The organism is Endozoicomonas sp. 2B-B (genome assembly GCF_053470045.1).
Window position 1 is genome coordinate 4,531,447 of sequence record NZ_JBLZMU010000001.1, and the last position, 21,350, is coordinate 4,552,796.

The following is a 21,350-nucleotide window of genomic DNA, read 5'->3' on the forward strand; positions in this document are numbered from 1 at the left end:
CCTCAGTCTTTAAAGCGCAGAATGGTGGTTTCAGACTCATCCTGTCTGGATGCACTTTTGCAATTCACAGGCATGTAACCAATGCGCTCTTCTTCGGGCAGGTTATCGTGCTCCCAGGCGATCAGAGCCTCCAGGATGCCTTCTCTCTGGTCTGGTGTCAGCTTGTCACCATTGGGCCAGCGGCTCAGCTCCAGTGACTGTTTCATGTTCTGGTAAATTTCTGGCGTCATCTGAGCCAGAAAGTCTTTAAGCTGCATCAAATCCACTTATCCTCATCTGAATAGTTCCTGGTGGACAGTTAGCAATCCAGGAAAAGAATTTTGCCTTTCAGGCTTTTTAGCCCGTTACAAGGCAAAACAAATATGGAAGGATAATACTATCAAATCGCCACAAGCGAAAAAACGCAGTCTGCATCACCTTACCGGGATGTTTGCTGTAATTTCCGATAAAAAAAGCCTTAAGCGGAAGGTGCCACCAGCTCTGTATCACGAAGTCGGGGCATTTTCTTAATAAAGAGGACACACTCATGACTAACCAGATTCCTGTTATGCAGCGTTTGTCACCCATTCGCAACACTACCCGGGCTCAGGATGCCGATGCGCTGGCCGCTGAGCAGCTTCAACATTTTGGTATTCAACCTGACACGCCCTTTGGCCAATCCTTACTCAGCGCCGCCAGCAGTCTTTATCAGGCAGGTTCCGATATCAGCCAGTTCGAGAGCCTTTGTCAGGCCATAGCCTCACTGCCTGAGTCGGACAAAATCAGTCATTTTAATGCCAAAAAGTTTCTCTGTTTCCAGCTGGCCAAGCTGATCGACATGCTGCAACCCAGCATGAAGCAGGATTATCATGCCCTGGGAATGGATGTCAGTAGCCGGGTTGTCAAAGGTGACTACCCTCTGTTTGCTAATGTCGGCGCCCTGTTCTCGGCCACGCCCGCCGTTGTAAAGACTGCCACTTATCTCTATGCCTGTACCGAGTGGGTCGAAGATGCCTTTCACGGCAAGGAAAGCACTCACCCGATCTACAGCCGCCTGCTCAACCCTACATCGATCTCTCTGGCCAACACCCTGACCGCTCTGGAAGCAGGAGAAAATGCCGGTGAATACATGACCTGGAACTTCAACAGCGGTATGGCTGCGATTGATGCCCTGCTGGCAAACCAGCTCAGGCATGGCGACATTCTGCTCAGTTCCCGCAATGTTTATGGCGGTACTTTCCAGCTGATGCAGGATTTCTATGCCCGCCCTGACCGCATGGCCGTCAAGCTGGAATGGTTTGACGGATTTTCTGGCGAGGCATTCAGTGAGAAGCTCAAGCAGGTCGAAGAGAAATATAAGTCAGCCCTGAAAGATGGCAAAAAAATCCTGGTTTATCTGGAATCCCCCTGCAATCCCCACGGCAATGTGATTGATGTCGCCAGCATCTGTAAAAAAAGTCATGAGAAAGGTTATCTGGTGGCTCTCGATTCAACTCTGGCCACGCCCTTCCTTCATCGCCCACTGCGCAATAAGGACAAGAGCAAGCGACCTGACTGGGTCATCCACAGTTACACCAAAGACATCTCCGGCTCTGGCAGCGCCACTGCAGGTGGTATCGTTGCTGAAAGCCGTCGTATGTTCCTGCCCAAGAACACTGAGCATGAAGGCGTAAGCTGGCATGAAACCCTGTTCTGGGACGTTTACTACATCAAGGGCGCTTTCCTGGATGCCGATAAATCTCTGGACATTATCAATGGTCTGAAAACCCTGGAAAACCGAATGCTATCCAAGTGCATTAATACTCTGGTGTTCAGTCACTATCTTAATGCCCACGATCAGATCCAGGTCAACAGCCATGCCCTGAGCAGCCACCCTAACTCAGACTTGCGGGAACAGCAGCTCTATCTCGGCCTGCCCAGCCCGCTGTTCAGTATTGATATGGAGAAAGCCCGGATTCCGAGAGAAGCTTTCATCCGTTTCTTTGATGCCCTGGAACCGGCTTTTGGTCATATGGTCAGCCTTGGTCAGAGCAATACTTTGGTACTCTGTCCGGCCTTAACGTCTCATTCAGAAATGGACGAATCCGCCCAGAGAGAAGCGGGCATTTTTCTGACCACCATTCGTGTCGCCATGGGCGATGAAAACCCGAGAGATCTGATAAGACAGTTCAAGGCGTGTGCAAAACTTCATCTGGACCCGGTGATGCCGGGATTCTCCGAACAGTTTATGTCAGACGAAGAACTGGATAAAACGATACGGGAGACCCATCTGGATGTGCATTCCAGACATCTGGAATTCATGAGCAAAGAATAAAGACGACGATTCATTTATATCTGAAGGAACGGAGAACAATGCTGGATGAAAAGGCGATGATGGATTCTTTTCATCCTGTTCCTGAACTGTTGAAGCAGCGTGGAGCATTGACATGACGTCATGGCCTGATGCTCATCGACCAGGGTGCCTCCGGGCTGACCTGCCGGTTCGTTCAACAAGCCCTCATCGTAGCGTTGCAGCCAGAGAAAGGTCTGAGTATAACGACTGACGATTCCAACCAGCCCCCTGCCTGCCTCTGCTTCCAGTTCCGGCGTTGCTGCTGCTTTGCGAATCAGCGCTAAAGCAGCTTCCAACTCTTTGGCGTTTTCTTCAAAACGTTGCTGGTTGATGGAGAAACCGTGAGTGAGATGGTTATTCAGAACACCGGTTGCCCATCTACGGAATTGAACCGCCCTTTTTGAATTGACTCGATAACCAACAGAAATAATGACATCAAGATCGTAATGTTTTAGGTTTCGGCGTACCTCTCTTTTGCCCTCCTTTTGAACAACTAAGAAATCCTTAGAAGTTAATTTCTCCTCAAGCTCCTGATTTTTATAAATATTTTTCAGGTGCATTAAAATATTTTCTGCTGTTGTTCCAAATACCTCACCCATTTGACGTTGGGTTAGCCAAACGCTTTTTTGAGCAAGCTGAACATGGATGCTTCCTGAATCAGTGGTAAAGATCTGAACCTCATTAGAGTCCGAGTTCATTGATTATCCTCTTTTTTGATTGTTAGAGTTGCATCAAGAATAGTCATTAATTGCTCATGAGGTTAAGTACCTGGCCAGGTACTTATGCCATTTCCTTTTGCTGTTCGGCTTACTGACTGATCAGCTTATCCAGATCATCACACACCGACGCTGGATCATGGAAGCAGGGAAAGAATGGTTTGTATCCTGCCATCCCGGATCGGGTCTTTTCCATAAAGCATAATCTGAATACATTGCCGGTCAGGCTGCTAGCAAAAACACCAGAGTGTCCTAGAATACTCACTGTCGTTATACGGCAGTAGGTTCGATTATGTTGAAGCAAAAGACAAGCCAAAGCTTTCTACACGCGCTATTGGTAGCTGTGTTCTTGCTCTCTGCCCCGGATGCTTCTTCCGATGGTTTCGGGCACATAGAATTCTTACAGAAAGTCGGGACCGATAAAGATGTTTACATAGCTAAGCCAGTGCAGGATCCATCGGATGCATGCGTTGATTGGGTCTCACCGGCCTCTGTGCAAACGGTTCCGGGTTATGAGAACGGACAAACTATGAATATTCATTACGTTGATACGGGGATCTGTGACAGGTCCTGGGCTTCCGTGCTGTTCAAGGTAAAAAGTGAAAATCATTTTGGAAGATCAGCCCAACTTTTGTGGTTTAAAGATTTGCATCAGGATCCGTATGCAACGATAGGCGAAGATGCAGATCCAGACGGATTGTTATGGATTGACAATAGCGATAGCAGCAAGATTAAAGTCTGGGTCAGTTATGATCACTAGCAGCCTGACCAAGAATAGCGCCCTTAGCGAGGACGGCAGAAACACGATGGTCCTGCCCACTTTGCAGAGGGGACCTGTCATCATTGGCACAATCACCGGATTTTGTAGCGGGCATGGAGGCACAGCAGGACTTGGCAGATTCTTATAACGAGGCCCCGGATATCAGTTCCTCACAAACGACTTATTTCGGGGAGGTCTCAGAAACAATCATCGAACCTGCAGCTTCTTTCACCAGCCTTCTGCATACGAGTTCTGCCGACGGCAACCGACAGCACCCAGGCCAGCCCTCCTTAACCATTAAGTCTTAATTCTGGACTTGAACATCAAAGCGGCCAGCCCACCCAATAAAGCCCCGGATACCAGTCCTCCGAGGTGTGCAGCGTTTGCCATCTGTCCCAGCAATGGCCCCAGAACACCGGTATAACCAATCACCAGCCAGACAAGCATAAAGCCGTAGATCGCCGGTGGCAGTCCCATATAAAAACTTTTGTCCAGCCTTTCACGTACCATGCTGTAACCCATCAGACCGTACACCACACCGGAAAGACCACCAAACAGCACAGAACCCTCTGACATGGCATATTGGGCAAAATTTGACAGAACCCCGGTCAGCAAAACCAGCCCCAGCAAATGGATACCACCCTGATGCATTTCGATTCTGCCACCCAGCACGTAGAACATCAGGGCATTGAACACCAGGTGTAGAATCCCGAAATGAATGAAGATCGGAGTGATCAGACGCCAGTATTGATGACTCTCCAGAGTATGTTCCAGAGTGGCATAATAGATGTAGCCATTAGCTAGCTTGAAGTCTACGAAGGTGAAACTGGAAATAGCCTGAATATTCTCGCCCAGATGAGTCAGGACAGCCACCAGCAGACAAACCGCAAGAATCAGGAAGGTGAAGGGAAAGCGTTTCCAGGGAATGTTTTTGAAAAAGTTTCCCACTTCAGGTCCTCTTCGGGGAGGCGCCACTTCCAGCTCAAGTTCTCCGGACTGCCAGTCCCGGTAAAACTTTTCTACCGCTTCTCCCTGCTGCTCATTCTGGGTCCACAGTACCTGCTTCCCGGATTCCTCGGTAATTCTGTGGGGCACTCCCTGCCGGTAAAGAAAGTGGGACAATGCACTCAAATCCTTATGTGCAGAAAGCTCAAGCGCCCTATACATAGTCAACTCTTGTAATACTCAAACGAGTAATTGTAGACAAAAATGTCACTCTGCATCCTCATTGGGATACCATCTTAATTTGGATCGACAGGCTTCGTAAAAATTGTGATTTAAAGGATGCAACAATCTCAGGCTTTGCTTCTTTTTACGAATCAGGATGACATCATCAGGCATCAGCTCGATATCCACCTGCCCGTCAAAGCTGATGCGTGGATGGATTTCATTGCCTTCATGAATCACAAGCTTCAACTGACTGTTACCATCCACAACCAGGGGCCGGTTAGTCAACATATGAGGATACATGGGGACCAGCACAATAGCATCCAGCTTTGGATGCATGATGGGTCCACCACCCGACAGAGCATAAGCTGTTGAGCCTGTAGGCGTTGCCATAATCAGACCGTCAGAACGCTGGCGATAGACAAACTGGTCTTCAATAAACAATTCAAACTCTATGATCTTGGTGGACACCCCCGGATGCAGCACCACATCATTGAGAGCATCGCCACAACCAATGGTTTGACCCTGGCGCTCAACCTTGGCTTCCAGCAGAAACCGCTTCTCCATTCGGTAATGGCCATTGAGCATTTCGCCAATACAGGTTTCCAGCTCATCGGGTGAAACATCGGTCAGAAAGCCCAAACGTCCAAGGTTGACACCCACTACCGGAACATCATGGACAGAAAGCTCTCTGCCTGCCCCTAATAAACTGCCGTCACCTCCGATGACTACCACCAGATCACAGGTTTTACCCATGCTCGCCCGGTCGCAGATCTGAAAACCATGCCCCGGCAAAAGATCCGACAATTGCTCATCCAGAGAAACAGTCACTCCCTGCAACTGCAGAAAATCGGTCAGACGCTTCAAGGTGTCTTCGATATGGGCCTTACCCTGACGCCCGGTAATCCCAACCTGCTTGAATTCTTCCATCGGTCTAAATCACTTATCGTTGGTGAATTTATCCTGCCCGGATGACACCACACCCAGAATTGGGTGACCGTTGTTATCCTTTGAATGTAAACACACCGATTTGAATCTGTTACTCTTAGTCATCACCTGTCGGCTTCTCACAGTCGGCAATGATCAGCCATCATTTTATTATTCAAAGCCATCGTTCGGACACCATGAACTGCCAAAAATGATTCGCCTCTCTCATCAGCAGATAGCCCGGGATGTGCAATGGTTACTCAGCAGCCCTTCCATCATTAACCCTGATTATGATGCGAGGTTTATCTGCCCGGCAACCTGCCCGGTGCATAATGCCCAGATTACAGGCTCTGGCTATTCAGAGCTAGTAGAGATTCTGCGTCAGCGACGGAGTCATCTGCTGGGTATCTATTATGAATCACTCTGGCAATACATCCTCAGACATTCAGAAAACTATCAGCTGATTGCCTGCAATCTTCAGATTCAGAATAATCACCAGACACTGGGTGAGTTCGACCTGATTCTCAAGTCCCTCAAGGACGAGGTTTTTATTCACCGGGAACTCGCCGTCAAGTACTACCTGGGTCTTCCCTCCCACACTCACTCGGCCAGCCCGTGGCACCATTGGATTGGACCAGGTCTGCACGACCGCATGGACAAGAAGCTCAACCATATGTTGCACCATCAGATCAGGCTTTCACAGACGCTGGCTGGACAACGTGCACTCAACGCTCTGGATATCTCAGGGATAGAGACGGAAATACTTTTTCAGGGATACCTTTTTTATCCGGTCACAGGCATCTGCCCACCCCCTGAAGATTGCTCTGTTTATCATCCGAGAGGACACTGGCTACCCTTTAATCAGCTGTCGTCCTGGCTGGAACTCGAGGAAGGCGAAGTCTGCTACCTGCCTCTGCCAAAATCGCTCTGGCTATCGTCCTACAGAGGCCTGTCTGATGCAGCGACTCATCTCTCCGGAGACGAACTGATCAAGCGCATGCAACTGCAACTATCCAACAGTGCCCGCCCTCAAATGGTGGTTCGATGCCATGAAAAAGAGGGTGAATTGTGTGAAAACAGTCGTTTTTTTGTGGTGCCCGATGACTGGGAAGCCAGGGCAAGAATAGCCGCTGAAATATAAACGACTCTTGTTAAACAATCATTTTTATATAACAATTTGTAACAACTATTTATCGGCATTGATAAATAATTAAAGGATTACTTTTGCTAATAGGGTATTGTTTTATGAAACGCCGGAGCTTTTTCATTAACCGTTTCTGCAGTAGACTGTTCTTTCTTCTTGCCACTCTTTTTATTCTGCAATCACCGGCCGGTCATGCCATGGGGTTGATTGATACCCTGACCAGCCAACTCAATGTCAGCAAGATCCAGGCCGAAGGAGGTGCAGGCGCCCTTCTGCAGTTAGCCAACGCCCAATTATCAAAAGAAGACTTCAGTGTAATCAAGGAAGCTCTACCGGAAACATCGGACTTATTAAAGGCAGCTCCGCAATTGACCCCTGACAAAAACTCATCGTCGCTTTTAGGCAGTACCAGTTTACTGGGCCATTTCGACACCCTGAGTCAGCAGTTTACAAAACTGGGTCTGAAGGACGAGATGATTTCAAAGTTTTCAACCATACTGATCGATTATCTCAAGGCTAGCCCCAGTGGCGAAGCCGCCGGGCTGTTAAGTTCGGCTCTTCCTTCAGGGTTAACCGATACCGTGGGCTCGCTGATTAATAAATTCAAGTAGCCCACTCCCTGAAGCCACGACGCCCCTGGAGGCCGCCGGTATGAATGAGCAGCAGCCTGCTGATCCCCGACAGTCCTCCCGACCGGGCCATCTTTTTCAGAGCGAAAAATAGTTTACCCGTATAAACAGGGTCCAGAGGGACTCCGGTTTCCCGCTCGAATTCCAGAATAAACTGAATAAGACCGGGGGTGGTTTTGCCATAGCCGCCACAATGGTAATCGAGTTCAAGATTCCATCGTGTTGCGGCCGGGGAGAGATACTGCTGAATATCATCCTTCAGAAAGCCTGCTCCCCTGAGCACGGCAACCCCCCTCACGCGGGTGTCACTGCCTGCACTGCGAATAATGCCGGCCATGGTGGCTCCGGTACCACAGGCGAGCCAGATCTCATCATATTCCGAAGCCCGGATGGAGCCTGCGTCAAGAATATCCTCACATCCCCTGACACCCTCTTCGCCCGAGCCTCCTTCGGGAACAATCATCAGCTGATCCAGGGAGAGCGACAGTTGTTTTAAAAGCGCCTGCTGATATTCAGTCTCGTATCGCTTCTTATAGTCAGCACGACTGACATAGATCAGTCTCATACCCCAGCGTTCTGCATCCTGCAACATGGCAGAAGGTTTAGCCGGTTTCTCACCGCGAATAATGCCTATTGTCTGAAAGCCAAAACGATGACCTGCCGCCGCCATAGCATGAAGATGATTAGACCAGGCGCCACCAAAACTTAAAAGTGTTCTGATCTTTCTTGAATGCGCCTCAATGAGAAAGTATTTAAGCTTGAACCACTTGTTACCGCTGATTAGCGGATCAACTTGATCAAGGCGAAGGATATCAACAGCAATAGGGCAATTACCTACGAGATAAGTATTTATTCTTTCAACAGGTACACTATTACCAATAAAATTTAAAAAACACATAACCCTGTTTGCTCTTCTGGTTTAACTCTGAGTAAACGAAGATGGCGCAATATGCCAGTGATACAAACGATATCAGTAATAAATAATAAATATAACAAGCCTTCATTCCACTGATCTACGTGCTACAATGGAATCTCACTTAAACATTGTACTCTTACCTGATACCCGAAAAGACAGTGTCTCTAACGACACTTGGTGCTTTGAAAGGTCGCAGAAAAGCAGCTACAGCGTCCCCGGAGATAGAGGAAAAATGGCAAACAAACTGTTCGTTGGTAACCTGGCCTTCGCCGCAACAGAACAAGATCTGGAAGAGGCTTTTGGTGCCTTCGGCGAAATCGAGGAGGCGAAAATTATCCTTGATCGTGAAACCGGTCGTTCTCGTGGCTTTGCTTTCGTAACTTTCAGTTCCGCAGATGCTGCAGAAGCAGCTCTTGCTCTGGATGGTCAGGATGTGGCGGGTCGCAGCATCCGCGTCAGTATCGCAACCGAACGTCCCCGCAACAACAACGGCGGCGCTCGTCGTGGCTTTGGTGGTAATCGTGAAGGCGGTCGTCGCTTTTGACAAAAAGCACGTTCCGCTTCCAAAAAAGCTGGTTCAGTACTAGCTTTTTTTTTCGCCTGAAACCTGGCCATCTGTCAATAAAAAAAACGACTGCCCAAAGATAATCGTTTTTATGTATGGCGGTGGGTGGGGAGCCGGTGGCACAATTTTTTGATAACTTACCACCCTATCCACTATCTCAAAACCATCATGCCATATCATTTTCCTTGGCCGATAGGATCTTCTCTAAAATCAAATAAACTCGCGTACCCAGTTCGTTAGGCCAGCGAGATGCTGGGTCTTTATCCAGCTTTTTCGCGTGATCAATCGCCTGCTCTGTCAAAACCCAAAAATCATCTACCGAATTCCTTCTTGTAGGTATTCATCTGTTGCAAGACGTATTTAGGAGCACTGAGATTAGCCTCCCGAGGGGGTAAAACCTTCAGTTTGAGACGCGAACCCAAGGCATCAGACTTATCCGCAACTCCCCGGAAATAGACCGGCTCAGTTGCTGCACCTTCGCAGGCGATGACAATTAAAGAGGGATCACGAACACCGCTAATGCGTGTAAAAGAGCGGGATTCTCTAGCCATTGCTTAACCCTTTAACCAGATTATTCAAGCCATCTTTAATCACAGGGACACCACCAAAACGCCCTATCAGGTAATCTTTTCGAATGTCTTTATCCGGTCTGGACTGGTACTCTTCCAGCGAGTAAAAACTGGATACGCCTTCTGCATTTTTTTGCGCGAACCATATCTCATCCCGCCGTATAAGGTTCACATCCAGAAGGTTGGACTCATGAGTTGTGACAATTAGCTGGCTATGTTTTCCGGTAGTTAACGATAGAAAGTGGCTCAGAATCGCCATTGTTATTTCTGAGTGTAAACTTCTATCTATTTCATCGATTACATAAACCTTGTCTTGCGAAAAAAGCTCTAATAATCCGGGAGCAATATCCAAAATACGTTGGCTGCCATCGGACTCCTGATTGATATCAAAATCGACGGAGTCACCCTGGTGATTTTTATGAGATGTCATCAGTTTAAAAGTACTGATTTCACCTTCTTGATTTTTCAAAATCTGGTAACGGGTACTATCAGGCGTTGACACCAAAGAAGCCTCACCTGCTTCTATGGTTGACACAATATCCTGTTTAATGTGGTCAGGAACATCATAAACATCTTTCATCAAATCGACCTGTTTTAACGACAGATCATTGATACCTGTATCTAAGCTTCTAAGTATACTGGCCAGAAGGTTGCTAACGGTATCATCAGAATGAACCGCCATTTCCAGACCATGATACTTTGAATTAGGAAACACAATATTAAGCCTGTGATGAAACCAATCATTAACCTCCGTCAATGGCCTAATATAATCTAATGACTTGGTTACATTACGATCCTGGCATTCAAACAGAAACAGGCGATGCTGCGGAGTTGCTTTGGCAGTAAATGATAAAAACTGCTTATCTTCCTTACTCTCGAACTTAAGGGCAGGAAATGAAATCCGCTGTTCATTCGTTCGAACAAATACAGGGGACTCACCCTTTTTATCGATTTTGTACAGCCATTCCTCCTGAATGGATTTGCTATCTGCCATAAAACCATAGGCATAATTATTCTTGCCACATTTGATCTCAAACTCAAAGCGCGATGGCTGTTGAGAGCACGCCTTATCCAGCAGGAATGGGTCATAGTGTAGATTTTTTCCCTGTGGGCTGCCCTGGGTAATCATTAGCCGGGCAAAATGCATCGCCTTAATCAGATTGGATTTGCCTGACGCATTGGCCCCATAGATAACAGCGGCTTTGAGAGCACCGATATCTTTTGAGCTGCCAGGGGGGATAACATGACCAGGATGGGTGCGTACCCGGCTTGGAACCATGGATAGCTCCACCCTATCCCTGAAGGATCGATAGTTTTCAACAGAGAATCGCAAGAGCATAATAAGTTCTTTAGGTGATATTTTCTCCCAAGATTAGCACGACTATCATAAAAAAATAGTTTTTTGAGCTTTATAAGACTGATTTTCGCACAAAAAAACATACCAAACAAAACCATCAGAAATTGGAACATCTCTCTGATACTTCCTGCTTAACAGCGAGGAGCTGTGTCGCATGCAAGCCACAAAACAGCTTGTGGAGCACAGAATCGATATAGGCTCCATAAAGTCTTTTGATTTGAGGAGCCTGCAGACTCCTCAAAAATTGGCACAGCTTCACCACTATTACCGATAGCCTTGCTTACCGGTAGTAGCCAATTAAGGCCATCGCTCCCTCACCGGAGCGGCTTGCCTACCCGAGTCACATGATCAAAGGTATAAACGTGCTCCACCGGGTTTTCATTGCAGCGTCCCACCAGTCGTCCGGGAAAATGCCAGCCACCCTTTCCAACCGTGACTTCACCTGAACACACCTTACAGTCTGCAATATAATGAACCAGCGCTATTTTTCGGTGACTGTATTCTCCAGCATCATTTTTCGTTGGCCGGTATTCCAACAACCAATATTCCGGACTCAGTGAAATCCAATCTGGTAGCATGGCCACTCGTTTATCCACCAGCCTGAATATAAAACCAAAAAAAGCGAAAAATGCCCCAAGAAACATGGCTCCCCAAATCGAAAAAGTAAACATGATCTCTTTAAGAGAGGGAAAGAAAATTGAAAGCAATGGCGTGAGCATCAAACCAGAGAATATCAGCAATGGGAGGATGACCATTGACAGAAATAAGAAAAGTCGCCAGCCTTTCATACCGACACCATCGAGTACTCGCGCCAGAAATGGACCTTTCTTCCTTTTCTGCTCCTTATAACAGATGTAAGCCTCTGGTATTTCTGCATGCTGCTCCAATTGACGGCTTTGTCTAGCTTCCTCAGAAATAGGCCTTAGCTCCAGATAATATTGATTCTTGTTGTATTGCCCACCCCCTTCAACCTTGCAGGGAAAACCATAGCCTTGCAGCTCGTGCTTCAAAGCAATTGTTTCAAGGCGAACATCATCCTGGAGCGTTTTTTTCATCAAATCTCGATATTGCTTGCTGATGTATTGAGTCTCATTCTCTGGTTGTATATCCCTTTCAATATTGTCCTGCATCCAATGGATCAGCTCCTTTGCTTCGTAGATCAACTTATCGTGAGATATGCCTTTCAGGGCCTGCTCTTTCGTGAGCGTGGCCAGCGATTTAAAAAACAACAAAGGCAGTGAAAGGCTCCTTCTCTCCTCCCTCTCTGCAATAAACAGCAAAACACTCTCAGCCGCATGAAGACTAGCCTGACAGACAGTATCCGTAACCATTTCCTTACCCCTACCAACCCCTTTAAGTGGGGTTTATCTCTGTTTGGGACGACTATGCCATACCAGTATTAACCTCACCAGCACTCGCTGGCTCAATGATCAGAATAGATACAAGAGGATTGGATCATGGATATCGAAAGCACACTGAACAAGCACCAGGCTGAGTTAAAATTCGGAGAACAAAACGGCCAGCTTCTCCACATTTCAGAAGTTAAAAGCGGACTGGACTGTGACTGCATTTGCCCGGGCTGCAAAACGCCCCTGATTGCCAGAAAAGGTGAAGTCAGGACGCACCATTTTGCTCACCACCAGGGTCAGGAGAGCGAAAGCTGCATAGAAACCACCCTTCACCGCTTTGCCAAACAGGTCATTGCATCTCATAAAAAAGTTCGCATACCTGAAGATCATATTTCTGCCAGTTCAGTGGATAAAGCGGGAAAAATTCACACAGCCAGAGAACGGGTCACCAGTGAAATGATCGATTTTGAAGAGGTAGGACTCGAGGTACTGAAACCCGGTTACCGATCTGATGCAACCGGCTATCCCTATGAACAACAGGATCTGGATATAGAAATCCGGGTCACCCATGAGGTAGATGGCATCAAAAAACAAAAAGTGCAGGAAGCCAATACCTGCATGATGGAAATTGATCTCTCTGGTCTGGACAGGGACGCATCTCCAGAGGCCATTGCAATAGCTGTAATCTCAGAAGCGCCCAGGAAATGGATTCACAACCCTGTCCACCTGCAGCTCCAAAAACAGTTACAACAAAAAGCCGACTTTATGATGATGGAGGCAAATCAGGCAATGGAAGAACATGAACGACAGAATGATGCCCCCTTAACCCCGAGCCATCCAGATCACTTTATCTTGCTCGGCTATAAGACAGGCCACGGCTATTCACCCAGATATCAGAAGAACTTCGAACTTTCCAAGCTTTATACTGTACGACAGGTGGTTTCGACTAATACCCGTAATTTCACTGTAACTGGCTCAGGCGGTTACGAGATGGAAGAGTTTGATCTGGATGAAAGCTGTATCAGAAAGTTGGAAAGCCTCGACTAACCCGTTGAGGTGAGCTTGACTATGGGTAGTAAACTTCAGGGTAGGAAATTTGTGCCCGTAGTCCTGGATGTAAAAGCCCGCTGACGCGCAAGGCCCCTGTTATCTCAGGGGCTACTAACGCCCACTCACTCTGATCCGCAAACATAACTAAATTTATTCACGTTTAAATTCAATCATCTATTGAGCTTACAATCAGTCTCCCAAGCTACCGTGTCAAATATAAGGGTGTCCTATTATTTTGTTCTCCTATCTTGTAGGCCATGGGTTAATCATGGGAGGGTTTTACATGTTAGAAATGCTGTTTGAACAGCTCAATGTGCTTGGTAGACATTTAGAGGTTTGTTGTCAGAGTCCAATGACTGGCTTCTTTCGGAACGGATATTGCCATACCTGTCCACAGGACGCCGGCAGTCATACAGTCTGTGCCCGGATGACCGATGAGTTCCTGCAATTTTCCCTGTCCAAAGGTAACGACCTCATCACACCTAATCCTGCGTTTGGCTTTCCCGGCCTGAAAGCCGGTGACCGTTGGTGTCTGTGTGTAAGTCGCTGGGTGGAGGCTCATAAGGCAGGTGTTGCTCCGCCGGTTTACCTGGCCGCGACCAATATGGCAGCGCTTGAAATGGTTGACTTGGCGACGCTGGAGCAGATGGCATTGGATTGCTATTAAACGACGACTTCAATATGTAGCTGCAAGTCAGCAAACGAAAAATGGGCATTGCTTGGGGCAATATCAAACCGGGTTTCACTGAAGCTGATATTTCGGGCTTCTGGAGTGAAGCGTTGCCCGGTGGTGAATAGCTCACGGATAGCAGTATTGGTGCCAACCAATGTCAGGTAGACCCCTTTCATGTTTTTGGTTTTGGGAAATGTGGCGATAGGTTTGCCTGCCTGAGATGAACCCTTAACTGGCATTTCATCGATCATCGGAGCAATGCGCTGCTTGGAGGCTCGCTTTTCCATATCCAGCGTGGGCAGCACATACATCATCGGACCCGACGTATGGTCAATCACATAGCCAAGCCAGTTATTGCCACATTCAGTGCCGTCTACCTGAGCACCTTTCATAAATACCACCTGCTCAACAGGTGACGATGGTGAGAGACAATCCATGATCTCTTTCAGATACGGTGTGCGGGAAGTTCGCCAGCGTCCTGCTTCTTTGGTGGCTTTTGCTGGAAGAATCCGCTTTTGATCAGCCCATTCGGAAACGGTCAGGCGAGTGTCTGGTCTCAGCCTTTGAAGAAATCTATTAATAGGTCTATTGTTTGATCTTTCAATGAACCGTAAAAGGAGCTTGCTATGGCATCAGTCCATCCTATTCTCGCTGACGTCAGTGCCGGGATATCCGAACTAAAAAAGAACCCGATGGCCGTTCTGAAAGAAGCCAATGGTGAAACCGTGGCCATCCTGAATCGCAATCAACCCGTGTTTTATGCAGTACCAGCCCATCTTTATGAAGCCATGCTCGATGCTTTGGACGACCTGGAACTCGCTGCCATCGTCGAAGAACGCAAAAATGATGAGCGGATTCGGGTAAATATTGATGACCTATGAGCTGGATTTTTCTGCACTGGCGTGGAAAGAATGGCAGAAACTCAACTCCACGATGAGAGAACAGTTCAAAGCCAAGCTGCATAAACGCTTGGAGAACTCCAGAGTCCCCAAAGATAAGCTGTCCGGCTAAAGGTGGGGTATGAAAACTCGGGCAGGAGTGAAAAAACCGTATTTTTTAAGGCTGAACAACAAAAAAAACCTAGCGACAGAAATCACCAGGTTTTTGATGTATGGCGGACCGGACGGGACTCGAACCCGCGACCTCCGGCGTGACAGGCCGGCATTCTAACCAACTGAACTACCGGTCCGCGTTCTTTTTAATAAAGAACAGTATTTAATCACTGCTCTCTATAAATCTGGTGGGTGATGACGGGATCGAACCGCCGACCCTCTGCTTGTAAGGCAGAAGCTCTCCCAGCTGAGCTAATCACCCTGATCTGAAGCTTTTGGCTTCAGAAATCGATTGCGCCTGTCGTGCAATCTTTGCTTTCAATCAAGAAACCTGGCGGACCGGACGGGACTCGAACCCGCGACCTCCGGCGTGACAGGCCGGCATTCTAACCAACTGAACTACCGGTCCGCATTCTTTTTAATAAAGAACAGTATTTAATCACTGTTCTCTATAAATCTGGTGGGTGATGACGGGATCGAACCGCCGACCCTCTGCTTGTAAGGCAGATGCTCTCCCAGCTGAGCTAATCACCCTGATCTGAAGCTTTTCGCTTCAGAGATCGATTGCGCCTGTCGTACAATCTTTGCTTTCAATCAAGAAACCTGGCGGACCGGACGGGACTCGAACCCGCGACCTCCGGCGTGACAGGCCGGCATTCTAACCAACTGAACTACCGGTCCGCATTCATTTAATAAAGAGCACATTTAATCACTGCTCTCTATAAAAACTGGTGGGTGATGACGGGATCGAACCGCCGACCCTCTGCTTGTAAGGCAGATGCTCTCCCAGCTGAGCTAATCACCCAAAGTATTTTTTAACGACCCCTGGCTGACGAGTCGGTACCGACTATACATGAAGACATTTGTCGTTCAAGTCCTGATTGAGAGAAGTAATGAAAAAGAAATCATCGACTACTGCATCCTGAATCAGATGGCGGACCGGACGGGACTCGAACCCGCGACCTCCGGCGTGACAGGCCGGCATTCTAACCAACTGAACTACCGGTCCGCTATACAGCTCAATTAACCTGCCACTTTGCGTCTTAACATTCAAAGTGGTGGGTGATGACGGGATCGAACCGCCGACCCTCTGCTTGTAAGGCAGATGCTCTCCCAGCTGAGCTAATCACCCTTCGGTCATGGCCGTGTGTCTCTCAACAACGCGGCGCATTATAAGCAGCGAACCGAACCTCACGCAACCGCCTTTAGACACTTTTTTTATAAGTATCGATAACATAGCATTGCAAAAGGATATTCAGGCTACAAGAAACCTTCCCGGTTAAAGCAGCTTTATGAATACTCAATACCGGAAACAACACACATTCTCTCACTTAGCGTAAGCCTGATGCGTATAATGCAGACACTCAATTTTGCATGGACTCAATCATGTGGTTTAAAAACCTGATTTTCTATCGTTTCACCAAACCCATTGCATGGAACAGCGAAGAGCTGGAAGAAAAGCTCTCTGAAAAACGCTTTCGTGGCTGCAACAGTCAGGACATCAGCTCTTATGGCTGGGTGCCACCTTTGGGTCGCCATGGAGATATGCTGACTCACACCAGTGGTGATTTTGTCATGATCTGCGCCAAGAAAGAGGAAAAGATTCTTCCCGCCAGTGTTATCAAAGATGCCCTGGAAGAAAAAATAGAAACGATAGAACAGGAAGAACAACGGGAAGTGTTCAGTAAGGAAAAAAAAGCGCTCAAGGACGACATTATGATGGAGCTGCTGCCCAGAGCTTTCACCAAACATCAGAAAACGTTCGCTTACATGGATACAAGAGAGGGCTGGCTGGTTGTGGACGCTTCTTCTTTCAAGAAAGCAGAAGAACTGACCAGTTGTCTGAGAGAATGCCTCGGTAGCCTGCCGGTTATTAACCCCCCCTTAAAGAACCTGCCCTCAGCGTCCATGACACAATGGCTTTCAGAAAACCCTGCTGTCCCAGCTCCCTTTATGCTGGGTGACGAATGCGACCTGCGAGAGCCTGGTGATGAGGGTGGGCAAATCAATGTCCGTCGGCAGGCATTGATCACAGAAGAAATTCAGGCTCACCTGGAGGGCGGCATGCAGGTGAGCAAATTGTCCCTGCAATGGGATGAAGCACAAACTTTTGTGCTCAGTGATGATCTGATTGTACGAAAGCTGAAGTTCACTGAAGTGATCCAGGATCAACTGGACGAAGTAGAAGCAGAAACTGCGGCGGAACAATTCGATGCCGATTTCGCAGTCATGAGCCTTTCCCTGAGAAAGCTGATCAATGACCTGGCAGAGGCGCTAGGCGGACTTACAGAAGGGACAACTGAATCTTAAGCGACGGTTCAGGTAAGAAAACCCGCCACCGGGCTTCCCTTTCACAGGAAGCCCAACTCATACCAACTCACTAATCCGTCAATGCATCAACCCAAACAGCTTGCCACGATAACGCTTGGCCAGTGGGTCTCCAGCCCCCAGCTGATCAAAAACCTTTAGCATTAGCAGTCTGGCTCCGTCTTCACGGAAGGTACGGTCTGTTCTGACAATCAACAGAAGGTTTTCCAGGGCCTGCTCATTGTCATCGGCAATCACCTGACGGATAGCAAGCTGATAACGAGCCTCATGATCGTTTTCATCATCATGAAGGCGAACTTCCAGTTCTGCCATTTGCGGTGCCCGGACCACCATCTCATAGAAAGCCAGTTTCGCCCTGGGCTGGGCAATGCCTGCGGCATCGGCAGGCAGTGCAGCCATCAAGGCTTTGGCATCGTCAACACGATCCAGTTCCAGCAGAAGGTTAACCTGAAGTACCTGAAGCGCCTGATTTTCCGGCTCTTCCTGTAAAATCTGCTGCAACAGCAGCAGCGCCTGCTCGTGCTGCCCTTCGTCAATCAACTGATCGACCTGCAAACGGATACGCTCCACAGGGCTCATTGTCAAAGGATCCAGCACTTCTTTCAGAGCCACCTCAGTCTGTAAACCGGACAACACCTGCACAGGTTGTCCCTGATGGAAGAAAACCAGTGTCGGGACACTGCGGACACCCAGCTGAGCCATTAACTGCTGACCCAGAGGTTGATCTGCATCCAGTTTGGCCAACAAAAACTTACCCTGATAGCTCTCTACCAGATTGGCCAGAATCGGTAGCTGACTTTTGCAGGGCTCACACCACTCAGCCCAGATATCCAGTAGCACCGGTCGCTGGGCCGACTGTTCAACTAATACTTCTCGAACATTTTCTTCTGTCAGATCAACAATATTCGGCAATTCGTTCATACTCAGATTCTCTAGCCGCCTCGTCAGGAGCGCAGCATTCTTTAATAAAAAGTTGTCATAAAGGGCGTTAAAGGCAGCTCATATGACTTGTTAGTGAAGCATTACTGCAATCTTACCCACAAAATCTGTGGATAACTTTGTGGAAGAACCTGCCAAATCATTCAGAAAGACTGATTCTTACTGCCTCACATACAAATCGATCACTTTTTGATCAATTATTTTTCTTTAATTTTCAATAAGTTACAACTCATCCTTATAAAATCAATTACTTAGACCCGATGCGTTTTTTTGACGTCAAGGGCTTGACATTTGTGCATAAAAAACAGATGACGTAAGCCTTATTCAGATCATCTATTGAAAAAAGAGGGCAAATTACCGTCATGCCGCAGGTTTTCGCTAATAACCAATCGCTATTAAGCGGCCACCCCCCGTCAACCGGCTCAAACGACTGAAGAACGCCCGACTAAAACCCTTAATCAATCAAACCATATTGATCCTTGAGAATGGCTACAATTTCAGCTTTGGGGCTGTCTGAGAGTTGAACAGGCTCGCCTGTAATGCGCTCAGCAATATCCAGATAGGTTCTGGATACAGCCATCATAATGGATTGAGGCAGCTCGTTTTCTTCGGCCAAGGCCCGTCGCTCGTCCATTCTGTCCTTGTTGAGCAGAATGTCAGGGTCAGGAAAATAATTCAGCAACTGTTGGCGAAAACCTTCCTTGGAGTTTTCCACCACCTTACCCACTCTGTATGACGCGCCGTCCCAGATTCTGGATGAATCCGGTGTTCCTACTTCATCCATGTAAATTAGCCTGTCCTGACCACTGGCAGTGGTGACATACCCAAACTCAAACTTGGTATCCACAAACACCTGATCCAGCTTGCCAAGGGCTTCGGAAATGACATCAAAGCCTTCTTTAAGAAGCCTTTCATAACGATCAATATCTTCAGGCTTGTGAAAGTTAAAAGACCTGTAATTTGCCTCAAGGTCAGCACGAGTGATATTAACATCATCCACTTCCGGCACACCGGGAATCCCTTTCAGAATACCCTTGGTGGAAGGTGTTATCAGCAACTCCGGTAATTTCTGATCCTTCTCAAGACCATCCGGAAGCCGGATACCACAGAAATCACGCTCACCCTTGCTGTAGGCACGCCACATGGATCCTGTAATGTATTGACGACAGATCGCTTCAATCATCACTGGCCGGGCTTTTTGAACGATCCAGACGAAGGGATGGGGAATATCCAGTATGTGGCTGTCAGCCAGCCCCGATTCCCTGAACAATTTGAACCAGTGATTGGAGATCGCATTCAGGGCAGCCCCTTTTCCGGGTACACCCTGCATGTTTCTTTCACCCTTCCAGATGCAGTCAAAGGCACTCATCCGGTCAGAAATCACCATGATAGCCAGAGGCGTATCACCGGCTACATCATAGCCCTTTTCCCTGATCAGACGACGGCTGTCCGCCTCTGTCAACCAATAAACAGAACGGACCTTACCTGAGTGCACGGGAAGCTCTGTTCGAATAGGAAGGTCGTTATTTACGGCCAGTACTTTATCAGCAAAGCTCATTGCCAACATCCTGCATTCTACTAATGGACAATCAACTGAAGCGAATAGGAGCCGCTCCATGGAACTGTTTCGTTGCCTGGCAAACAAAACAAAAAAGCCAGTCATGGAGACTGGCTTTTACAATGCGATTCTACCCTATTTGAGGTTTTCCTTCACAAGATTCAGCAACTTACGACTGATCTCGGCAGGTGCTGAGGTATTGGCATCCTTTTCTACCGAGACCCTGACGACCCCATTCAATTCTGAAACTCTCATTAACAGAACATCCTTGGGTGCCTCTTTCTTTTCATCGCCGCCAAACCAACCACTGAACCAGCCACTGGATTCTTTGTCTTTTTTGACCACTCCTTCAGGATCTACCTGCAGGTAGAAAATACCTGCGGTGCGGTTCTTATCGGTGACATCCACCCCAGCCTGTTGCAGTGCAGCATCAACAGCAGACCAGCTACGGGCATAGGAGAGCTGATCCATTCTCAGTAGCGGATTACCAGCACCGTCCTGCTCCATAACAGCCAGGTTGCCCAGATTCAGATCCTGAGCCAGATAAGAGACGGATTTTTCACTGCCATCACGCACCATAAACAGCAGCAGTTCATTCAATATACTGTCAACCATCTTCTGACTGCGCCCAGCAAAGTTGTTCCACCCTGGCTCAGTGGTGATTCTCTGGCCTTCTTCAGGAACGGCGCGAGACTTGATCTTCAAACGCACCTCAGAGGAATCTGGTTTCACACCCTGGCGCACTTCGAACTGGAAACGATCTTCAACAGGACCGGTCACCTCAGCACCCATCAACTTACTGAAGGCACGGGAGACATAACCTTTTTCCGGGTCTTTGCCCAGATCAGTCCACTCTGTTTCAAGAACGCCCTGTTTGACATCCCGGGATCTGGCCGGAATGTTGTTTTCTTCCAGGAAAGCCAGAACTTTTGGCCAGACTTCACCGGGCGAATGCCCTACCAGCAACCACTCTTCATCACCTGCCCTTTCGATGGTATAGACGCCACCTGCTTCCTGAGTCAGGCGCTGGTCAGGTCTGGGCACATCAAAATCGGATTCCAGTTGCGAGTGGTCCGCAGAAATGGGCGGAATAGACAAGGATTCCACCATGGGCTCTGCATTCATCTGCTCAGGTATTTCCAGCGACCTGGTCACCCGTGCCTGAGTATAATCACCGGATTTATCCCGGAAATAACCCTCCTTGCCGAATGGATTGGAACAACCTGCCAGTGCCAAAGCACAGGCCATAACCGGCAAGGTTTTCATCGCTCGCGACATACGATCTCCATTCTGAAAAGTGCCATAACAATCCCCCGGATGATACCTTTCGTTTCCCGGGT

At 48.0% G+C, this 21,350-nt stretch carries 22 protein-coding genes and 8 tRNA genes; 10 read left to right on the forward strand and 20 right to left on the reverse strand.

Going from position 1 to position 21,350, the window contains the following annotated elements:
* Window positions 1-2: 2 nt before the first annotated feature.
* On the reverse strand, window positions 3-257 hold the full coding sequence (locus ACOMHB_RS17625) for a DUF1315 family protein (RefSeq protein ID WP_422138430.1): 255 nt from the start codon (window positions 255-257) through the stop codon (window positions 3-5).
* 269 nt (window positions 258-526) lie between these two features.
* Between ACOMHB_RS17625 and ACOMHB_RS17630 the strand changes: the two genes are divergently transcribed.
* Window positions 527-2,293 carry a trans-sulfuration enzyme family protein gene (locus ACOMHB_RS17630; protein ID WP_448217613.1) on the forward strand — a complete coding sequence of 589 codons (1,767 nt, stop codon included), beginning with the start codon at window positions 527-529 and terminating at the stop codon, window positions 2,291-2,293.
* Between the two features lie 14 nt (window positions 2,294-2,307).
* Here ACOMHB_RS17630 and ACOMHB_RS17635 read toward each other — a convergent pair whose 3' ends face one another.
* Window positions 2,308-3,009: a virulence RhuM family protein gene (locus ACOMHB_RS17635; RefSeq protein WP_448217614.1), complete on the reverse strand. Its 702-nt coding sequence runs from the start codon at window positions 3,007-3,009 to the stop codon at window positions 2,308-2,310.
* 310 nt (window positions 3,010-3,319) lie between these two features.
* Here ACOMHB_RS17635 and ACOMHB_RS17640 point away from each other — a divergent pair, with 310 nt between their 5' ends.
* Window positions 3,320-3,787, forward strand: coding sequence for a hypothetical protein (locus ACOMHB_RS17640; RefSeq protein WP_448217615.1), 468 nt, complete (start codon window positions 3,320-3,322; stop codon window positions 3,785-3,787).
* Window positions 3,788-4,084: 297 nt separating this feature from the next.
* On the opposite strand, the gene ACOMHB_RS17645 is transcribed toward ACOMHB_RS17640, so the two are convergent.
* A complete protein-coding gene (locus ACOMHB_RS17645) occupies window positions 4,085-4,954 on the reverse strand; it encodes a rhomboid family intramembrane serine protease (RefSeq protein ID WP_448217616.1) in 870 nt (289 codons plus the stop codon).
* A 45-nt stretch (window positions 4,955-4,999) separates the two neighbouring features.
* Complete coding sequence (locus ACOMHB_RS17650; protein ID WP_448217617.1) at window positions 5,000-5,884, reverse strand: NAD(+) kinase; 885 nt, start codon at window positions 5,882-5,884, stop codon at window positions 5,000-5,002.
* Between the two features lie 208 nt (window positions 5,885-6,092).
* Between ACOMHB_RS17650 and ACOMHB_RS17655 the strand changes: the two genes are divergently transcribed.
* Together ACOMHB_RS17655 and ACOMHB_RS17660 are read left to right on the forward strand one after the other, a co-directional pair.
* The gene (locus tag ACOMHB_RS17655) at window positions 6,093-7,022 is read left to right on the forward strand and encodes a DUF1853 family protein (protein WP_448217618.1); all 930 of its coding nucleotides are present in this window, start codon (window positions 6,093-6,095) and stop codon (window positions 7,020-7,022) included.
* Between the two features lie 104 nt (window positions 7,023-7,126).
* Window positions 7,127-7,636 carry a DUF2780 domain-containing protein gene (locus tag ACOMHB_RS17660; RefSeq protein WP_448217619.1) on the forward strand — a complete coding sequence of 170 codons (510 nt, stop codon included), beginning with the start codon at window positions 7,127-7,129 and terminating at the stop codon, window positions 7,634-7,636.
* Here ACOMHB_RS17660 and ACOMHB_RS17665 read toward each other — a convergent pair.
* Window positions 7,629-8,552 carry a 1-aminocyclopropane-1-carboxylate deaminase/D-cysteine desulfhydrase gene (locus tag ACOMHB_RS17665; protein WP_448217620.1) on the reverse strand — a complete coding sequence of 308 codons (924 nt, stop codon included), beginning with the start codon at window positions 8,550-8,552 and terminating at the stop codon, window positions 7,629-7,631. The two genes, ACOMHB_RS17660 and ACOMHB_RS17665, sit on opposite strands and share 8 nt — an antisense overlap.
* 127 nt (window positions 8,553-8,679) lie before the next feature.
* Here ACOMHB_RS17665 and ACOMHB_RS17670 point away from each other — a divergent pair, with 127 nt between their 5' ends.
* On the forward strand, window positions 8,680-9,114 hold the full coding sequence (locus ACOMHB_RS17670; protein ID WP_422134428.1) for an RNA recognition motif domain-containing protein: 435 nt from the start codon (window positions 8,680-8,682) through the stop codon (window positions 9,112-9,114).
* A 332-nt stretch (window positions 9,115-9,446) separates the two neighbouring features.
* Here the strand turns inward: ACOMHB_RS17670 and ACOMHB_RS17675 are convergent, their stop codons facing one another.
* The 3 genes from ACOMHB_RS17675 to ACOMHB_RS17685 form a co-directional block, all read right to left on the reverse strand.
* Window positions 9,447-9,686, reverse strand: coding sequence for a hypothetical protein (locus tag ACOMHB_RS17675; protein WP_448217621.1), 240 nt, complete (start codon window positions 9,684-9,686; stop codon window positions 9,447-9,449).
* Window positions 9,679-11,043: an AAA family ATPase gene (locus tag ACOMHB_RS17680; RefSeq protein WP_448217622.1), complete on the reverse strand. Its 1,365-nt coding sequence runs from the start codon at window positions 11,041-11,043 to the stop codon at window positions 9,679-9,681. The genes ACOMHB_RS17675 and ACOMHB_RS17680 overlap by 8 nt, the downstream gene beginning before the upstream one ends.
* Window positions 11,044-11,375: 332 nt before the next feature.
* On the reverse strand, window positions 11,376-12,392 hold the full coding sequence (locus ACOMHB_RS17685) for a hypothetical protein (protein WP_448217623.1): 1,017 nt from the start codon (window positions 12,390-12,392) through the stop codon (window positions 11,376-11,378).
* 126 nt (window positions 12,393-12,518) lie between these two features.
* On the opposite strand from ACOMHB_RS17685, the gene ACOMHB_RS17690 reads away from it, so the two are divergent.
* A complete protein-coding gene (locus ACOMHB_RS17690; RefSeq protein WP_448217624.1) occupies window positions 12,519-13,457 on the forward strand; it encodes a competence protein CoiA family protein in 939 nt (312 codons plus the stop codon).
* Between the two features lie 286 nt (window positions 13,458-13,743).
* Window positions 13,744-14,127 (forward strand): DUF2237 family protein, encoded by a 384-nt coding sequence (locus ACOMHB_RS17695; RefSeq protein ID WP_448217625.1) that lies wholly within the window; start codon window positions 13,744-13,746, stop codon window positions 14,125-14,127.
* On the opposite strand, the gene ACOMHB_RS17700 is transcribed toward ACOMHB_RS17695, so the two are convergent.
* Window positions 14,124-14,738 carry a phage terminase large subunit family protein gene (locus tag ACOMHB_RS17700; RefSeq protein ID WP_448218651.1) on the reverse strand — a complete coding sequence of 205 codons (615 nt, stop codon included), beginning with the start codon at window positions 14,736-14,738 and terminating at the stop codon, window positions 14,124-14,126. The two genes, ACOMHB_RS17695 and ACOMHB_RS17700, sit on opposite strands and share 4 nt — an antisense overlap.
* Window positions 14,739-14,759: 21 nt before the next feature.
* Here ACOMHB_RS17700 and ACOMHB_RS17705 point away from each other — a divergent pair, with 21 nt between their 5' ends.
* Together ACOMHB_RS17705 and ACOMHB_RS17710 are read left to right on the forward strand one after the other, a co-directional pair.
* Window positions 14,760-15,014, forward strand: a complete 255-nt coding sequence (locus tag ACOMHB_RS17705) for a type II toxin-antitoxin system Phd/YefM family antitoxin (RefSeq protein ID WP_422134437.1) — start codon at window positions 14,760-14,762, stop codon at window positions 15,012-15,014.
* Window positions 15,004-15,144: a type II toxin-antitoxin system RelE family toxin gene (locus ACOMHB_RS17710; protein WP_448217626.1), complete on the forward strand. Its 141-nt coding sequence runs from the start codon at window positions 15,004-15,006 to the stop codon at window positions 15,142-15,144. Before ACOMHB_RS17705 ends, ACOMHB_RS17710 begins: the two co-directional genes overlap by 11 nt.
* A gap of 101 nt (window positions 15,145-15,245) precedes the next feature.
* Here ACOMHB_RS17710 and ACOMHB_RS17715 read toward each other — a convergent pair.
* From ACOMHB_RS17715 to ACOMHB_RS17750, 8 genes are all read right to left on the reverse strand, one after another.
* A tRNA-Asp gene (locus tag ACOMHB_RS17715) sits at window positions 15,246-15,322 on the reverse strand.
* A 49-nt stretch (window positions 15,323-15,371) separates the two neighbouring features.
* A tRNA-Val gene (locus ACOMHB_RS17720) sits at window positions 15,372-15,447 on the reverse strand.
* Between the two features lie 70 nt (window positions 15,448-15,517).
* Window positions 15,518-15,594 (reverse strand) — tRNA-Asp (locus ACOMHB_RS17725).
* A 49-nt stretch (window positions 15,595-15,643) separates the two neighbouring features.
* A tRNA-Val gene (locus tag ACOMHB_RS17730) sits at window positions 15,644-15,719 on the reverse strand.
* Window positions 15,720-15,789: 70 nt separating this feature from the next.
* Window positions 15,790-15,866, reverse strand: a tRNA-Asp gene (locus ACOMHB_RS17735).
* A 48-nt stretch (window positions 15,867-15,914) separates the two neighbouring features.
* Window positions 15,915-15,990, reverse strand: a tRNA-Val gene (locus ACOMHB_RS17740).
* A gap of 127 nt (window positions 15,991-16,117) precedes the next feature.
* Window positions 16,118-16,194 (reverse strand) — tRNA-Asp (locus tag ACOMHB_RS17745).
* 47 nt (window positions 16,195-16,241) lie between these two features.
* Window positions 16,242-16,317: transfer RNA gene (locus ACOMHB_RS17750), tRNA-Val, on the reverse strand.
* 254 nt (window positions 16,318-16,571) lie between these two features.
* On the opposite strand from ACOMHB_RS17750, the gene rdgC reads away from it, so the two are divergent.
* The gene (gene rdgC / locus ACOMHB_RS17755) at window positions 16,572-17,495 is read left to right on the forward strand and encodes a recombination-associated protein RdgC (RefSeq protein WP_448217627.1); all 924 of its coding nucleotides are present in this window, start codon (window positions 16,572-16,574) and stop codon (window positions 17,493-17,495) included.
* A 78-nt stretch (window positions 17,496-17,573) separates the two neighbouring features.
* On the opposite strand, the gene ACOMHB_RS17760 is transcribed toward rdgC, so the two are convergent.
* The 3 genes from ACOMHB_RS17760 to bamC all read right to left on the reverse strand — a co-directional run bounded on the left by ACOMHB_RS17760 (window position 17,574) and on the right by bamC (window position 21,288).
* Window positions 17,574-18,434, reverse strand: a complete 861-nt coding sequence (locus ACOMHB_RS17760; protein ID WP_448217628.1) for a tetratricopeptide repeat protein — start codon at window positions 18,432-18,434, stop codon at window positions 17,574-17,576.
* A gap of 472 nt (window positions 18,435-18,906) precedes the next feature.
* On the reverse strand, window positions 18,907-20,010 hold the full coding sequence (locus tag ACOMHB_RS17765) for a phosphoribosylaminoimidazolesuccinocarboxamide synthase (RefSeq protein ID WP_448217629.1): 1,104 nt from the start codon (window positions 20,008-20,010) through the stop codon (window positions 18,907-18,909).
* Window positions 20,011-20,145: 135 nt separating this feature from the next.
* A complete protein-coding gene (bamC, locus tag ACOMHB_RS17770; protein ID WP_448217630.1) occupies window positions 20,146-21,288 on the reverse strand; it encodes an NlpB/DapX family lipoprotein in 1,143 nt (380 codons plus the stop codon).
* Window positions 21,289-21,350 lie beyond the last annotated feature (62 nt).

What these genes read in the sequence shown, in the direction of transcription:
- ACOMHB_RS17625 (WP_422138430.1), bottom strand. Translation starts at nt 257, where the DNA reads ATGCAGCTTAAAGACTTTCTGGCTCAGATGACGCCAGAAATTTACCAG.
- ACOMHB_RS17630 (WP_448217613.1), top strand. Translation starts at nt 527, where the DNA reads ATGACTAACCAGATTCCTGTTATGCAGCGTTTGTCACCCATTCGCAAC.
- ACOMHB_RS17635 (WP_448217614.1), bottom strand. Translation starts at nt 3,009, where the DNA reads ATGAACTCGGACTCTAATGAGGTTCAGATCTTTACCACTGATTCAGGA.
- ACOMHB_RS17640 (WP_448217615.1), top strand. Translation starts at nt 3,320, where the DNA reads ATGTTGAAGCAAAAGACAAGCCAAAGCTTTCTACACGCGCTATTGGTA.
- ACOMHB_RS17645 (WP_448217616.1), bottom strand. Translation starts at nt 4,954, where the DNA reads ATGTATAGGGCGCTTGAGCTTTCTGCACATAAGGATTTGAGTGCATTG.
- ACOMHB_RS17650 (WP_448217617.1), bottom strand. Translation starts at nt 5,884, where the DNA reads ATGGAAGAATTCAAGCAGGTTGGGATTACCGGGCGTCAGGGTAAGGCC.
- ACOMHB_RS17655 (WP_448217618.1), top strand. Translation starts at nt 6,093, where the DNA reads ATGATTCGCCTCTCTCATCAGCAGATAGCCCGGGATGTGCAATGGTTA.
- ACOMHB_RS17660 (WP_448217619.1), top strand. Translation starts at nt 7,127, where the DNA reads ATGAAACGCCGGAGCTTTTTCATTAACCGTTTCTGCAGTAGACTGTTC.
- ACOMHB_RS17665 (WP_448217620.1), bottom strand. Translation starts at nt 8,552, where the DNA reads ATGTGTTTTTTAAATTTTATTGGTAATAGTGTACCTGTTGAAAGAATA.
- ACOMHB_RS17670 (WP_422134428.1), top strand. Translation starts at nt 8,680, where the DNA reads ATGGAATCTCACTTAAACATTGTACTCTTACCTGATACCCGAAAAGAC.
- ACOMHB_RS17675 (WP_448217621.1), bottom strand. Translation starts at nt 9,686, where the DNA reads ATGGCTAGAGAATCCCGCTCTTTTACACGCATTAGCGGTGTTCGTGAT.
- ACOMHB_RS17680 (WP_448217622.1), bottom strand. Translation starts at nt 11,043, where the DNA reads ATGCTCTTGCGATTCTCTGTTGAAAACTATCGATCCTTCAGGGATAGG.
- ACOMHB_RS17685 (WP_448217623.1), bottom strand. Translation starts at nt 12,392, where the DNA reads ATGGTTACGGATACTGTCTGTCAGGCTAGTCTTCATGCGGCTGAGAGT.
- ACOMHB_RS17690 (WP_448217624.1), top strand. Translation starts at nt 12,519, where the DNA reads ATGGATATCGAAAGCACACTGAACAAGCACCAGGCTGAGTTAAAATTC.
- ACOMHB_RS17695 (WP_448217625.1), top strand. Translation starts at nt 13,744, where the DNA reads ATGTTAGAAATGCTGTTTGAACAGCTCAATGTGCTTGGTAGACATTTA.
- ACOMHB_RS17705 (WP_422134437.1), top strand. Translation starts at nt 14,760, where the DNA reads ATGGCATCAGTCCATCCTATTCTCGCTGACGTCAGTGCCGGGATATCC.
- ACOMHB_RS17710 (WP_448217626.1), top strand. Translation starts at nt 15,004, where the DNA reads ATGACCTATGAGCTGGATTTTTCTGCACTGGCGTGGAAAGAATGGCAG.
- rdgC (WP_448217627.1), top strand. Translation starts at nt 16,572, where the DNA reads ATGTGGTTTAAAAACCTGATTTTCTATCGTTTCACCAAACCCATTGCA.
- ACOMHB_RS17760 (WP_448217628.1), bottom strand. Translation starts at nt 18,434, where the DNA reads ATGAACGAATTGCCGAATATTGTTGATCTGACAGAAGAAAATGTTCGA.
- ACOMHB_RS17765 (WP_448217629.1), bottom strand. Translation starts at nt 20,010, where the DNA reads ATGAGCTTTGCTGATAAAGTACTGGCCGTAAATAACGACCTTCCTATT.
- bamC (WP_448217630.1), bottom strand. Translation starts at nt 21,288, where the DNA reads ATGTCGCGAGCGATGAAAACCTTGCCGGTTATGGCCTGTGCTTTGGCA.